Below are 13,862 nucleotides of genomic sequence, written 5' to 3' on the forward strand. Positions count from 1 at the left end.
TTATTCTCCCTTTAGCACCGCGATCTCTTCTTCCGTCAGCGGACGGTATTCTCCCGGCGAGAGCCGGTCGTCCAGCCGCAGACTTCCCATGGAGATGCGTTTCAGATAAAGCACCTCTCTTCCCACAGCCTTCGCCATGCGTTTTATCTGGTGAAAACGGCCTTCCTGGATGGTGATGAAGACGCCGTAAGGATTCGCCGGGCAAGCCGTCTTTACCGATTCTGGCTGCACGGAACGAACCGTTCCTTCTGCCGATGGTGCATGCGCCGGCGCATCTGCTCTGCCCGCTGGCACCAGCTTTGCCGGGAGCGTCTGCTTTTCATCTCCGATATCAAGACCTTCTGCGAAGGCTTCCTGCTCTTTCTCACCCACCGGGCCGTCCAGGACCGCATAGTAACATTTATCCACGTGCTTTTTCGGGGAGAGCAGTTCGTGAGCCAGCGCGCCGTCGTTGGTCAGGAGCAGCAGCCCTTCCGTGTCCTTGTCAAGTCTCCCCACGGGAAACAGTCCCCGCGCCGGTTCTTTTATGAGATCAAGCACGGTTTGCTCCTGTTTGTCTTCCGTGGCAGAAACAACGCCTTGAGGCTTGTGGAGCATGAGATAGGTGTATTTTTCATACTGCCAGAGCCTGCCGTCCACTGTCACTGCCGCTTTACAGGCATCGATCTTCGTCTCCGGTTTTTTTATGACCGCACCGTCCACACAGACTCTTCCTTTTTTCAGATATTGTTTTGCCTCGCTGCGGGTCAGCCCCGCCGTCTGTGCCAGATATTTGTCCAGCCGCATGCGTTCCATGGTTTTCTCCTTCATTCTATGATTTTTTCATTTTGCCAAAAAATCTGTCAGTCAGAATCGTTATTGTTTCCGCCACCCCGGCGCGATCTTATTTTTGATGCTGCCGCGGCTGCTCTTTCCCCATCCCAGAGACAGATGATCCACACATATGAGCGTCCACCCGTCCGCGCTTTCCGCCTCTACGGTCTCTCCCCGCAGATATTTTTCCACCCTGGGATCATCCGGGAGAAGCTTCACTGTATTCTCGTACTCTCCCGGATACAGAGCCATGGCGAGCGCCTGACTTGGTTCAAAACGTTTCTTTTTACAATCTCCAAGATACAGTCCCGAACGAACCACCCGGAATCCGTTCATATCCGGACAGCCTTCCGGAAGAAGAAACACCCTTTCGTCAATAAACCGCAGCCGTTCCTCCGGAACGGAAAGAGAACACCGGGACAAAAACTGCCGCAGCTCCTCCCGGTTTTCTGCACCGGACTGTGCCGCATCAGAAAGAGAAGCGCCGCCTTTTCCCCTCCGGGATTTCTTATTGTTTTTCTTCTTTGGGAAAGATATTTCCGGAGGCAAAGCTGCCTGAAAGGCCGCCGCGCCGCTCTTATTTTCTTCCGCTGCGCCCGCACGGCATCCTTCTTTTCTTAACAGAGCCGCAAACTGTCCTTCGCCGTCCACCCGGTGGTTCCAGAACCGCCGGCAATGAAGAAGACTTTCGTCTTTGGTTTCGCTCCATTCCGGATGTCCCTGATCCACGCCGGGATACAGAGGGAGCGGCTCCATCCGGAACATTCTCTGTTCATTTTGCCGGGCTGCGGTTCTTTTCCGGGAGTCTTCCTGCTGCCCCGTCTCTCCCCGGTCTCCTTCCTGTGCCAGCAGTGTCTCCACCACCTGTTCGTTCTCTTCCGGGGAGTAGGTGCAGGTAGAATAGAGGAGACAGCCGCCGGGACGGACCATCTGTGCCGCCTGTCGTACGATTTCTTTCTGGAGAGCGCTATATCTCTCCACCTCTTCCTGAGACCACTCTCTGGCCATGGATGGTTCTTTGCGAAACATTCCCTCGCCGGAGCAGGGTGCATCCACCAGTACACAATCAAAATATCCGGCAAACCTGCCGGCGAGCCGCTCCGGGCTCTCGCATGTTATCACAGCGTTGCGCACGCCGGCAAGCTCCATGTTTTTAAGAAGCGCCTTGCATCTGGAAATACTGATATCATTCGCCACAAGAATACCCTGTCCCTGCATTTTGGCTGCCAGTGCCGTAGTCTTGCCTCCGGGAGCAGCGCACAGATCGAGAACCTTGTCTCCCGGTTTTACCGGCAAAAAAGAAGCAGGAGCCATGGCACATGGTTCCTGTATATAATAGGCTCCCCCGAAATAGTATGGATGCGCAGAGAGACGTTCTTCTCCCTCATAATAATATCCATATCCGCACCACGGAACCGGCTTCGCAGCAAACCGGCGGAGAAGCTCCGCCGGTTGTATTTTTAACTGATTCGCTCTGAATGTCTGACCATACCCTTTTGCAAAGCTGCCTGAATAATTGTCGTAATCTTCTCCGAGAAGTCTTCGCATTTTCTGTTCAAACTCTTTCGGCAAATACATATTTTATCCTCCGTTATGTCAGGCTCTGCGTCTGGTATCCTTCGGATATAATATCAAGCTGACTGGCAAAGTGCTGCAGCTGCATCATATCGTCTGTCACATAAACCTTGTAAAACTCATCCTGAATCTTGGTGACCTCCCTCTTGTTAGCCACCTTATACAGATTCTGAATGTTATTGAGAATATCCTTCACCAGATTCTCCTTCTTCTGATGAGAATTCTGTGCGTCCATAATCTCATCCCGGACATCCGACATGGCCTGATCGATATCAATGATAGCCCGGGAAGCATCAATCAGCTTCTGTTGTACGTAATCCGGAATATGTTCTTTATATTTGTACTGCAGAGAATGCTCAATGGTCGCCCAGAAATTCATCGCCATCGTCCGTATCTGTATCTCCGCACTCAATGTCTTGGGTCCCTTGATGGTATTAACTGTGTAGTCCACAATGATGTGATAGCTGCGATACCCGCTGGCCTTCATGTGATTGATATAGTCCTTCTCACATTTCACCACCATATCTGTACGTTCCTTGATCATCTGTACGACCCTGTCAATGTCTTCCACAAACTGACAATTCAGCCGGATCCCGGCTATGTCTTCTATCTTCTCTTCAATATCATTCATGGATATTTCTTTCCGTTTCATCTTATCCAGAATGCTGACAATGCTCTTTAATCGTCCCTCTACCGATTCAATTGGAGAATACAATCCCCGGGTTCTGTGTTCTGTAATAACATGATTGAACTTCACCACCATCTCATCCACGGCAAGCTGGTAAGGGTCAAGCAATTCCCGCCATAGCTGTATCTCCATATCATCACCTCCCACTGAAATAGCTCTCTGTCATATCTCATATAAGTATAACATATAATAGAAAAAAAAGCACTTCTTTCGTAATTTTTTGTGAAATGTATCTAAAGCGTCTTCGGCAGTCGTCTTCTTTATCTTTTCTCTGAAACTTTTTTGTTGTTTTTCCTATGTACAGTAAGTATATGTCTCTTCTTTACTGTATGTCATCCGGCAAAAAATATCGCCGTCTATGCTATCCGAGATACATTCCTTCATCCTCTGGCAGATCATCGCCGAGCGCCGCATCCACAGCCATGGCGTCGCACCGTTCATTTTCCGGATGTCCCGCATGTCCCTTTACCCAGTGGAAACTCACCTCATGGGGTTCCATGGCAGCCAGCAGCCTTTTCCACAGATCCACGTTCTTTACCGGATCCTTCCGGTTCCTCTTCCAGTCCTTTTTCTTCCAGCCGTCTATCCAGTGTTCATTGAAGGCCTTTACCAGGTACTGAGAGTCAGAATAAATATCCACCTGACAGGGTCTGATCAACGCCTCCAGTCCTACGATAGCCGCCAGGATCTCCATGCGGTTGTTGGTAGTCTGTCTGAATCCTCCGGACAGTTCTCTCCGGTGACAGATTCCTTTCGCATCTGTATAAAGAAGTACCGTCCCATAGCCGCCCGGTCCCGGATTGCCTCTGGCCGATCCGTCAGTATAAATAGTTACTCTCAAAATCTCTCTCCTTTTCCTCGTGTACTGCCGTCCTGCAGAGTAAACATGCATCCTGCATCATTACACTGAACGCAAATGAGGCAGCACACTGACGTTTTTTCACCATTATAGCATTTTCAGCGGAAAAAGCAAGAATAGAGTTTACCGTAGGATTTCCGCTGGGAAACGCAAAGAAAAATCCCCCGAAGGCACATTTTCTGCCTCCGAAGAATTTTCCCTCACTGCTCAGATAATAATACAGATCAGTCCGCCGCTGCTTTCGTTGACGATTTTTTCCATGGCTCCCTGCAGTTTCTCCTGACTGTCTTCATTGATCTTCGTCACCTTTCCTGAGATGCCGTCGTCCACCAGCTGCTCCAGCGTCTTGCCGAAAATGTTGACATTCCAGATTTCTTTCGGGTCCTCGCCGGCCTGCTCCCGGATATATGTAATGAGATCTTCTGCCTGTAGCTGTGTCCCCACAATCGGAGCGATTTCCGTGGTCAGGTTGGCGCGGATCAAATGAATGGACGGCGCCTCCGCGCGAATCTTCACCCCAAACTTGCTGCCGTGCTTCACGACCTCCGGCTCGGAAAGCGTGATCTCCGAGAGCACCGGTTTCATCACGCCGTAGCCTCTCTCCCTGGCGTCCGTAAGCGCCTGAGAAACCTCCTCGAATTCTTTCTTTTTCCCGGCAAGCTCTTTCATGAGCCGAATGAGATGATATTCATTTTTAATAGATATTCCTGTCAGATCCGAGAGAATTTCATAATAGTAGGAATCCCGTATCTGGATTCGTACCTCTACCTCCCCGGTATCCATGTGGATTTTCTCCACTTTTCCGGACTCCATATATTCATTTTGCGGAATGGATTTCTGATAAATATCTTTCATCTTTTCCTTATCCACCAGATACTCTTTCATCAAATCCAGAATGGACTTCTTCATCCAGTGGTCATCCCGCAGAGTCTCCACCCATTTCGGCAGATAAAAGCCAACCGAGGACAATGGAAATTCCAGCAGTACATTTTTCATGATCTCCAGAATATCCTCCTGACGAAGCTGGTCGCAATTGACCGGCATCACTGTGGTGCGGTATTCCTTCGTGAGGTTTTCCGCCAGATTCTGCGTCGCCTTGGAATACGGGCGGTCGCTGTTCAGAAGCACCAGAAACGGTTTTCCGATAGCCTGCAGCTCCTCCACCGTCCGCTTCTCCGCTTCCACATAGGAATCCCGCGGAATCTCTCCGAAGGAACCGTCAGTGGTCACCAGGATCCCGATGGTGGAATGATCACGGATTACTTTCCTGGTGCCATATTCCGCCGCCTTGGTAAACGGCACCTCATAGTCGAACCACGGCGTCTTCACCAGCCGCTCCTGACCGTTTTCCAGATGGCCGCCGGCTCCCATGACCATAAATCCCACACAGTCAATGAGCCGCACCTTCACCTTCATGTCTTCCATGGGCAGCTCCACGGCCTCCTTCGGGATGAACTTCGGCTCCGTGGTCATGATGGTCTTTCCGGTGCCGCTCTGCGGCATCTCATCCATGGTCCTCTGCCGCTCATGCTCGTCGGCGATTTCCGGGAGAACCATCAGCTCCATAAACCGTTTGATAAATGTGGATTTGCCGCTCCGCACCGGACCCACCACGCCCAGATAGATCTCACCGCCGGTTCTTGCTGAAATGTCCTGATATATATTATTTTTTTCCATGAAAAATCCCTCCCCAATACTAATGCAGTATATGCGGAGGGAAAAAGAAATAGACCGGATTTTTGGAATTTATCAAGGTGATAAGGAATGATACACAGACGACGGCAGGACGGACAGCTCGAATTTTATGTCCGCAGGAGCCGTCTGCGCTATGAAACCATGAAGTACAACGCCTCCATTCCCTGTCTGACTGTATCACTCAGTCTACAAAAAATGCCGTCACTAGCTGGCAGAGGGCTTCGTAGTCGGATAGCGCCATGGTCTCCCGGGCGGAATGCATAGCCCACATCGGGACGCCGATGTCGCAGCCCCGCATCGGGATGTGGGAGCCAACCATCGGCCCCAGTGTGCTGCCGCCGCGGATGTTGTTCCGGTCGTTGATAATCTGGAGCGGGACGTCATATTTTTCGGACAGACCCAGAAGAATGGCCTGAACGGCCGCGTCGGTGGCGTATTTGAAGGTACCGCTTGCCTTGATGGCGACGCCTTTGCCCACATAGGCGCGGGTGGTGGTGTCGCAGCGATCCGGATAGTTCGGGTGAGCGCCGTGGGCGCCGTCCACGGAGAGATAAACGCTGCCCGCCATGGATGCGCGGTACATTTCTTTATCGCAGCCGAGGGTGCGGAAGATTCCTTCCAGCACGCCGCCAAGGAGTTCGGAATCCGCGCCGGAGCGGGTAAAGCTGCCTACTTCCTCGTGGTTGAAGAGGCCGATCAGATTAATGCCGTTGCTGCGCTCTCCTTCCACCAGAGCTTCCAGCAGGGCGCTGACAGACGCCAGGTTGTCAAGGCGTGGGCTTGACACCAGTTCTTCCGTGATACCGACCAGCTGTGGTTCGTCAAAGTTATAGAGGTTTAAGTCGTAGCTCAGAATCTCCGACTCGTCCACGTCAAGCTCTCCGGCCAGAAACTGCGCGAAGGCCCCCTCGGTCCAGGCGGCGCCGGACAGGCCGGTGACGGGCATGAGTTCTTTTTGCCGGTCAATCTTCCAGCCGCTGTTGGCATCCCTCTGCATATGGATGGCGATGCCCGGAATGATCGCCACCGGCCGCTCGCTGTCGTAGATCACAAGATTCGGTTTAAACACGTCCTCTCCTTTGAGAGCGACGGTTCCCGCCAGTCCCAGCGGCCTGTCAAACCAGGTATGGTCCATCATCCCGCCGTACACTTCCACGTTGAGCATGTCGCTTTCCATGCTGCGAAATTCCGGCCTTGCCTTTACTTTAAAACACGGCTGGTCCACATGGGCAAAGGCCATGCGCACCGACTGGATGTACGCCCTCTTGCGTCCCATGGTAAATGCAAAGAGCACATCCGGAAACGGCGTGATAAAATAGCGTCCGCCCAATTTCGGTGCGAAGAGGCGGTCATAATATAATTCTTCAAAGCCCTCGCCGGTCAGATACTCTCTGGCAAAAGCCACCACTCTTTCCGGAGCCGTTCCCCTTTTTAAGCAGTCAAATAATGTATCCATTTTTTCTCCCTCCATATAAAAAGAAATCTGTTTCCAAAGTGTTTTCTCTGTGATAAAATGTTGCTTGACAAAAGCTATCGTGCCGGCATATACATTTTCAGTCAGGCCATTGGCCGGGAAGAAAATGTGCCGGCTTTCTATACTGATACAGGAGGAACTTTCATGCTTTCCGTTTCCATCACCGACGTAAAAAATTTTATGGCGCACCTGCTTTCCAGAGAGACCTTCGACCTGTTTTATCTGGTGGAAGCGTCTTTTAAAAAAGAAATATCCTATCATATCGACGGTCATCTGAACGAGGATTTCTTCGATTCCGATTCCGAACGTCCGGAACGGGAATATTGTCTCTGGAAAGAGGTGCGCCCTTTCGCTTTTTCTATTATCAAGGGAAAGCGTCTCCCTCTCGGATGTAAAGTTGTACTGGCACTGCCAAAAGCAACGGTTTCCTTTCTTATTAAAGAGAGCCGCTGTTCCTTCCGGGAAGAGGATATCGAAGGTATATACCTGAATATCCTCTATGAGCCGGAAAATCTTCTTATCACTACCGGTATCTCCTACCGTACATTTTCTCTGGATAAATCACTGGAGCAGGATGTTGACGACCATATGAAACGCTTTCTCCAGAAGAAAGGAATCTGCTGACGCGCCATCCCGCCTGATATATTCTCCCGCCCGACACGGCGGGAGATTTTTTATCTTATATAGAACTTTGCCGCTAAAGCAATCGCACACAACGAAAGAGTTCAGCAAAACGGAACCCTAGTTTCCATTGAGAATCTCCAGGGCTTTCTGCAGCTGCGTGTCTTTCTGCACATCATCCTGCGCTGCCGCCCATTCTTCTTCACTCATCTCCACTGTGACATCCGGAGCGATGCCCACCTCGTGGATATCGTTGCCATTTGGCGTATAATATTGAGAAACAGTCATCTTCACGGCGGAGCCGTCCGGAAGCGGCATAATGTTCTGCACGATGCCTTTTCCGTAGGTGGTCTCGCCCACAACGGTGGCGATACCGTAATCTTTCAGGCACCCTGTCATAATCTCGGACGCGCTGGCGGAGTTCTCGTTGACCAGGAGAACCACCGGAATATTCAGCACATCCACAGAGTCGCTGTTGTACTCCGTCCGGTTCCCGTTCTTATCCTCTGTGTACACGATCAGCTTCTCGTCGGGAACAAACCGGGACATCATATCCAGACAGCTGGTGAGGAGCCCGCCTCCGTTATCCCGAAGGTCAATGATAAGGCCCGTCATTCCTTCCTCAGAAAGAGAGGTCAGAGCCTCGTTAAACTGTTCGGATGTATTCTCCACAAACTGAGAAACGGCAATGTAACCGATTTTATTTTCCTTCATCTCCCAGGTGACGGTTTCCATGACAATCTGTGATTTGTCCACGGTGAGCTCCATGGTCTCGCTGTCCCTCAGGATGGTAAGCACCACCGGATCGTCATTCTTTTTGATGGCGGAAACGGTCTCCTGCAGACCAAGCTCCGCGGTATCCTGACCATCTACCTGCATGATGATATCATCAACCTGCACGCCGGCGTTATAGGCCGGGCCGTTTTTGTTGACCTCTTCCACGACCACGTAGCCGGTATCCGTATCCTGGCGGACAGTCACGCCGATACCTCTGTATTCGCCGGAGTCTTCTTCCATGAGCTGCGCGTACTCCTCTGCGTTATAGTAAGCGGCATAAGGATCGTCAAGCCCGGCGATATATCCCTTGTAAATGTAATCCTCCAGCCGGTCGCTGTCGGTCTCATTCAGAAAGAAATGATCCACGTAGGCCTCCAGCATGGAAAGCTTCGAGATGACCCGGAAGTTATTGACGCCGCTTCCCGAGCCGAAGAACAGCAGGCCGACCTGCCCGACCAGAAATCCTGCCACTGCCACGATGAGCAGCAGCACAAGCTTCCTCAGGCGGGACGTCCATTTCCTAGGCTTCCCTTCCTTTGTCGCAGGAAGATCGTCGTCAAAAGTCTCTTCATCGTAGTCTTCCGCTCTGCCCGGGTAGACGTACCGGGGAGCCCTGACTTCTGAATCGTCATCTTCCCCGTCGGGATTACCATACGTTTCCGGATCGCTTTCTTCCTCATCCGTCCATCCGGCGTCTGCCGGGATGTCCTCTGTCTCCATCTCCTCCGCGGCATCGCGGCCCACTGTATTGTTATCAGGTTCCATTGTGTTATTGTTTTTTTCCATCATTAATACTCAACTCGCTCCATATATTTCATATATTTCACAACCATGAGGGCAATCTTAAATGTGATGGCGTCTTCAAAGACACGAAGGTCCAGATTGGTGCTCTTCTGCAGCTTATCCAGACGGTAAACAAGGGTGTTTCTGTGAATGTAAAGCTGTCTGGATGTCTCGGAAACGTTGAGACTGTTCTCGAAGAACTTGTTGATTGTCATGAGTGTCTCATCGTCAAATTCATCCGGGGAACGTCCCTCGAAGATCTCCTTGATAAACATTTTGCACAGCGGCAGCGGCAGCTGGTAGATCAGACGGCCGATGCCCAGGCGGTTGTAGGCAACCACACTGTTCTCCGGATAAAAGATCTTGCCCACATCCATGGCCATCTTCGCTTCTTTGTAGGAACGGGAAACTTCTTTAATCTCGTTCACGATGGTGCCGTATGCCACATGCACTCTCGTCATGGCCTCTGTATTGAGCATATCCACGATAACCTCTGCGGTCTTGTGCAGCTCATTGTAGCCCTCGCCGGCCTTCACTTCCTTTACGAGAATGATGTTCTTCTCATCCACAGCTGTGATGAAATCTCTCGCTTTGGTGGAGAAGATGCTCCGCACGGTCTCAAAGACGTTGTTGTCTTTGTCGTTCTTCGTCTCGATGATGAAGACGCAGCGCCGTACATCGGTCTCGATGTGGAGCTTCTTCGCACGATTGTAAATGTCCACCAGAAGAAGATTATCCAGAAGGAGGTTCTTGATAAAGTTATCCTTGTCGAATCTCTCCTTGTATGCCACCAGCAGATTCTGGATCTGGAAAGCGGCCATCTTGCCGATCATATAGACGTCATCGGTCTCGCCCTTCACCAGTATAATATATTCCAGCTGGTTCTCGTCAAATACCTTGAAAAACTGATAACCCTGCAGCATCTGGCTCTCCGCCAGAGACTCGGCGAACACGAGCACCGCCTCTTTATACTCTTCCACCGCATCCAGCGTGGATGCCAGAGGCTTGCCCTCGGTGTCCATCACACATAAATCAATTCTTGTAATCGCTTTAATCCCATCAATCGTATCCTGTAAAATCTGATTTGAAATCATAGTGTTCCTTCCTCTCCGAACTCTGTTCTAGTGCTTTTGTATAAAAAAGTAAGACTTATTTGTTATTCTAATACAAATTATCGAAAAAAAAAAGAGGGAAATACATAAAAATGTACAATCTCTCCCTCTTTTTTATACCAAAATGATGACAAATTATATATTCCCCAAATTTTAGATTATTTTTCTTCATTTTCCCGGGACTTCTCTGTTTCCGAAGGAACCCCTCCTCCGGTATCTTCCAGCACCTTCTGCTTGAAAATAGATCCAACTACCGTCTTACGAATGATAGACTCTCTTTTCAGACGGAACCAGATACCGTCAAGATGAAGCATTTGCAGGAAAGCCGGAGCATTTTCTGTTTCTTTCCGGATCAACGGCTGCACGGACTCAATACAGATACAGAGCCTTGTATTCATCATGGCGGCATATTCTTTCACAAACATCAGCTGCTGTTCCACGGGCAGGCAGAAAAATACGATATCGGGGATATTTGCATTAATCTCGTTGACAATCTTTCCCGGCGTGTCGCCGTCATAGACGATTCCACTCTGGAAGATGTCCGGGTAAGACGTGCCGATATAATCCTGCAGAGAATCCAGGTGCTCCTGCTTCTCCATAACTGCAAATATCTCTCTGCTCTCCCTGTTCAGCTTCGCAAAGAGTCTTTTTAAGTATTCGTCAGCAAATTCACCGATTCCCTTCTGATCCTCGTTGTCACTTCTCTGATGTCTCACAGCCATCTCCATATGGCTGTCGCCAGGCAGAACGAGCTGGCAGTCCTGAACAGTTTCTGCCGCCCACGACTGATTCTGACAGTACAGAGAGCTTTCCGCCGAGTGGAAGAAGACAACCTCCAGCCCCTTCCTCCTCATATAATCCAGGGTCAGATTCACTGCTTTTTCCGGACGCATTACCGATACGTCCGTACCAAGCACATTTACTTTTCTAGAAGAATGTTCTTTCATCCCTATGGTCCTTTCCAGGCGTTCTCTTCTCTCTTTTCTTCACCAATCACGTACAGCGGCAGGATACTACGGTCTGCTACTCTGCAGAGTCCGTATCAAAGTTATAGGAACCACCGTAACTGCTCTCTTCTTCCGTGGTACTCTCCTCGTCTTCATAGCCGTAAGAGCTCTCCTCGTCTGAAGTCTCTTCTTCGTCAGAGCTGTAGGTATCCTCCTCACTGTCACTGATGCCGGAGGAGGTTCCGTCCTCACCGCCCACATCAGTACTGTCTGTACCAATATATATCTGAATGTCTCCGCCGGTATCTATCTCATCCACTTCAATCTCAGCATCCGGGAAGTAAGTGAGAAGATCCTCTCCCATTCCTTCCTCTGTAACGACAATTCTTGTGGTGGAAAGCGGTCCCTCATCCTGATAGGAATCTACCAGACTGATCGTGTAACCTTCTTCCTCCAGATAAGCTTCCCACTCTCCGGCAAGACCTGCCACATAAGCAGAGTTATAAAGCTCAATGGAATAATCCTTTGAGTCCTGACCGGAAGAGCTGCTGCTCTGCGTATCGCTTTCGCTGCTCTCTTCGGAATCACTGTTCTGACTGCCGGAAGAAGATGCATTTTCCGCCTGCTGTGCCAGAGTGGATACCTGAAGCTGCACCATCTGAGAATCCACGGTGAACACTCCGTCCGCCTCGGAACCCTGCAAGATTCGTATGGTAATATTCTCCGGATCCAGAGCTTCGAAAACAGATTCCATGTCAGCAAGGTTTCTTCCGTCGCCGGACTCTGCCAGATTAGTATATTTTTTATAAATCGCACTATTGCTGTTCTCTGCAAACAGTGTGTTGAAAAATGACTGAAGATATACGTTGGTTCTCTCCAGGCGGGCAGACTCTTCCGACTCCGTTCCATCCAGATAAGTAAGCAGAGCCACCGCTTCTTCACTGTCAAGTTCCGTCTGCCCTCCCTCGATCACATTTAAGACACCGTTCTCATCACGATAGGAGAAATTATTATCCACCTGATATTCCACGGTATCTACCATATCGAGGAAGCTCTGGAAATTCTTCTGCGTCATCACATCGTATCCACTTAAAGTGAGACCAGTAACATTTTCCATAATATCAGAAATCATCTTATACTTGTCGTCTCCAAAAGCCCGGGCCACATCGCCGATGTTCACCGTATTCTTCGCTTCCGGCATTTCCTTCTGAATATCATCCAGCAGTTCCTGTCCTACCGTCACCTGCGCGTTGGTCGGAATCAGAAGAACATCCAGAACATTGGTCTTTGTATTCAGCATATTGAGGGCAATATATTCTTTGCCGCTGTCTGCACTGTCAACAAAAAAGAGCGTACTCTCCATATTGGTTTCATCAATCTCTGTTTCCTGTTCCTCGCTGCTGCTGCCGATATTGGTTATATCATTACCGCCGCCTGCCAGCTCTCTGAGATCATACAGGCTGCCGGTAAGATAGTAAGTCACACCCTCAAAAGAAGCAATGGCAATGACAACCATCAGTACCAGAACCACAAGCACCTTCAGCAGAAAGGAAAAGAATCTCACAATCAAGTTTGGCTTTTCCATCATAGCCCTCCTATTCGATTTTATCTGTTAAGTATAGCAAACTTCCATTTCCATTTCAAGTTTTGTCATAAAATTGAAATGGAAATGGAAAATTGTTATGGATTCTATTATAATCAATGTAATTTATCCCATCCGGAAAGGAGTTATTTTATGAAAACAGCAGTCATCACAGGTTCATCCAGAGGAATCGGTTTTGCCACGGCAAGACTGTTAGCCGACAGGGGCTGGAATCTCGTCATAAACGGAGGCCATGACCAGGAGGCGCTCCGTCAGGCAGCAGAAGAGCTGTCGCAAATCACCAGAACCGACGCTTTCTACGGCGACGTCTCCCTTGAAGAGTATGCCTGCGGGATTATCAACCGAGCCATAGATACTTATGGTCAGATCGACCTGCTTATCAACAACGCCGGAATTTCCCATATCGGCCTTTTATCCGATATGAGCACCGCACAGTGGCGACAGGTCATGCAGACCAATCTGGACGCCGTATTTTTTACCTGCCGGGCGGCGATCCCCCATATGGTCCGCCGGCAAAAAGGAAGAATCCTGAACATTTCCTCCGTATGGGGAGAGGTCGGCGCTTCCTGTGAGGCGGCCTACTCCGCTTCCAAAGGCGCGGTCAATTCTCTCACCCGGGCGCTTGCCAAAGAACTTGGCCCCTCGCATATTTCTGTCAACGCCATAAGCCTCGGCGTCATTGACACTGCCATGAACCAATGCTTCAACGAGGAGGAGAGACAGGCGCTGGCAGAGGAAATCCCTTTCGGACGTTTTGCCTCCCCCGGGGAAGCAGCGGCCTTCTGCTGCCAGATCGCCGAATCTCCGGAATACCTGACCGGACAGATTCTGCGTTTTGACGGCGGCTGGATCTGAACATTGCCGGCGCACACCTGCTGCCGGTGCGGCAGTATTTCATCTTTGCCGACGGCATAC

At 50.2% G+C, this 13,862-nt stretch carries 12 protein-coding genes; 2 read left to right on the forward strand and 10 right to left on the reverse strand.

Going from position 1 to position 13,862, the window contains the following annotated elements; all coding sequences use genetic code 11:
- The 6 genes from B5F87_RS09880 to B5F87_RS09905 form a co-directional block, all read right to left on the reverse strand.
- Entirely contained in the window at positions 1-795 is a 795-nt protein-coding gene (locus tag B5F87_RS09880) for a pseudouridine synthase (RefSeq protein WP_087280535.1), read from the reverse strand.
- 60 nt (positions 796-855) lie between these two features.
- Positions 856-2,391: an RsmB/NOP family class I SAM-dependent RNA methyltransferase gene (locus B5F87_RS09885; RefSeq protein ID WP_087280538.1), complete on the reverse strand. Its 1,536-nt coding sequence runs from the start codon at positions 2,389-2,391 to the stop codon at positions 856-858.
- Positions 2,392-2,404: 13 nt separating this feature from the next.
- A complete protein-coding gene (locus tag B5F87_RS09890) occupies positions 2,405-3,208 on the reverse strand; it encodes a GTP pyrophosphokinase family protein (RefSeq protein ID WP_087280541.1) in 804 nt (267 codons plus the stop codon).
- A gap of 229 nt (positions 3,209-3,437) precedes the next feature.
- Positions 3,438-3,917 (reverse strand): ribonuclease HI, encoded by a 480-nt coding sequence (gene rnhA / locus B5F87_RS09895; protein ID WP_087280543.1) that lies wholly within the window; start codon positions 3,915-3,917, stop codon positions 3,438-3,440.
- A gap of 225 nt (positions 3,918-4,142) precedes the next feature.
- Positions 4,143-5,612, reverse strand: a complete 1,470-nt coding sequence (gene spoIVA, locus B5F87_RS09900) for a stage IV sporulation protein A (RefSeq protein WP_087280546.1) — start codon at positions 5,610-5,612, stop codon at positions 4,143-4,145.
- A 199-nt stretch (positions 5,613-5,811) separates the two neighbouring features.
- The gene (locus B5F87_RS09905; RefSeq protein ID WP_158097014.1) at positions 5,812-7,086 is read right to left on the reverse strand and encodes a M18 family aminopeptidase; all 1,275 of its coding nucleotides are present in this window, start codon (positions 7,084-7,086) and stop codon (positions 5,812-5,814) included.
- 57 nt (positions 7,087-7,143) lie between these two features.
- On the opposite strand from B5F87_RS09905, the gene B5F87_RS09910 reads away from it, so the two are divergent.
- Positions 7,144-7,728, forward strand: a complete 585-nt coding sequence (locus B5F87_RS09910; protein ID WP_158097015.1) for a DUF5721 family protein — start codon at positions 7,144-7,146, stop codon at positions 7,726-7,728.
- Positions 7,729-7,845: 117 nt separating this feature from the next.
- Here the strand turns inward: B5F87_RS09910 and B5F87_RS09915 are convergent, their stop codons facing one another.
- From B5F87_RS09915 to B5F87_RS09930, 4 genes are all read right to left on the reverse strand, one after another.
- Complete coding sequence (locus B5F87_RS09915; RefSeq protein ID WP_087280554.1) at positions 7,846-9,291, reverse strand: S41 family peptidase; 1,446 nt, start codon at positions 9,289-9,291, stop codon at positions 7,846-7,848.
- Positions 9,291-10,379 (reverse strand): helix-turn-helix domain-containing protein, encoded by a 1,089-nt coding sequence (locus B5F87_RS09920; protein ID WP_087280556.1) that lies wholly within the window; start codon positions 10,377-10,379, stop codon positions 9,291-9,293. The genes B5F87_RS09915 and B5F87_RS09920 overlap by 1 nt, the downstream gene beginning before the upstream one ends.
- Before the next feature lie 176 nt (positions 10,380-10,555).
- Positions 10,556-11,344, reverse strand: a complete 789-nt coding sequence (locus tag B5F87_RS09925) for a WecB/TagA/CpsF family glycosyltransferase (protein WP_087280558.1) — start codon at positions 11,342-11,344, stop codon at positions 10,556-10,558.
- Positions 11,345-11,420: 76 nt separating this feature from the next.
- Positions 11,421-12,929, reverse strand: coding sequence for an LCP family protein (locus tag B5F87_RS09930; RefSeq protein WP_204246066.1), 1,509 nt, complete (start codon positions 12,927-12,929; stop codon positions 11,421-11,423).
- Positions 12,930-13,079: 150 nt separating this feature from the next.
- Here B5F87_RS09930 and B5F87_RS09935 point away from each other — a divergent pair, with 150 nt between their 5' ends.
- Positions 13,080-13,802 (forward strand): SDR family NAD(P)-dependent oxidoreductase, encoded by a 723-nt coding sequence (locus tag B5F87_RS09935; RefSeq protein ID WP_087280564.1) that lies wholly within the window; start codon positions 13,080-13,082, stop codon positions 13,800-13,802.
- Positions 13,803-13,862 lie beyond the last annotated feature (60 nt).

This window comes from Eubacterium sp. An3 (genome assembly GCF_002159465.1).
Classification (GTDB): Bacteria; Bacillota; Clostridia; order Lachnospirales; family Lachnospiraceae; genus Anaerobutyricum; species Anaerobutyricum stercoris.

Coding starts and splice junctions, on each gene's coding strand:
- B5F87_RS09915 (WP_087280554.1), bottom strand. CDS start 9,291: ATGATGGAAAAAAACAATAACACAATGGAACCTGATAACAATACAGTG.
- B5F87_RS09925 (WP_087280558.1), bottom strand. CDS start 11,344: ATGAAAGAACATTCTTCTAGAAAAGTAAATGTGCTTGGTACGGACGTA.
- B5F87_RS09930 (WP_204246066.1), bottom strand. CDS start 12,929: ATGGAAAAGCCAAACTTGATTGTGAGATTCTTTTCCTTTCTGCTGAAG.
- B5F87_RS09920 (WP_087280556.1), bottom strand. CDS start 10,379: ATGATTTCAAATCAGATTTTACAGGATACGATTGATGGGATTAAAGCG.
- spoIVA (WP_087280546.1), bottom strand. CDS start 5,612: ATGGAAAAAAATAATATATATCAGGACATTTCAGCAAGAACCGGCGGT.
- B5F87_RS09935 (WP_087280564.1), top strand. CDS start 13,080: ATGAAAACAGCAGTCATCACAGGTTCATCCAGAGGAATCGGTTTTGCC.
- B5F87_RS09880 (WP_087280535.1), bottom strand. CDS start 795: ATGGAACGCATGCGGCTGGACAAATATCTGGCACAGACGGCGGGGCTG.
- B5F87_RS09885 (WP_087280538.1), bottom strand. CDS start 2,391: ATGTATTTGCCGAAAGAGTTTGAACAGAAAATGCGAAGACTTCTCGGA.
- B5F87_RS09910 (WP_158097015.1), top strand. CDS start 7,144: ATGTTGCTTGACAAAAGCTATCGTGCCGGCATATACATTTTCAGTCAG.
- B5F87_RS09890 (WP_087280541.1), bottom strand. CDS start 3,208: ATGGAGATACAGCTATGGCGGGAATTGCTTGACCCTTACCAGCTTGCC.
- B5F87_RS09905 (WP_158097014.1), bottom strand. CDS start 7,086: ATGGATACATTATTTGACTGCTTAAAAAGGGGAACGGCTCCGGAAAGA.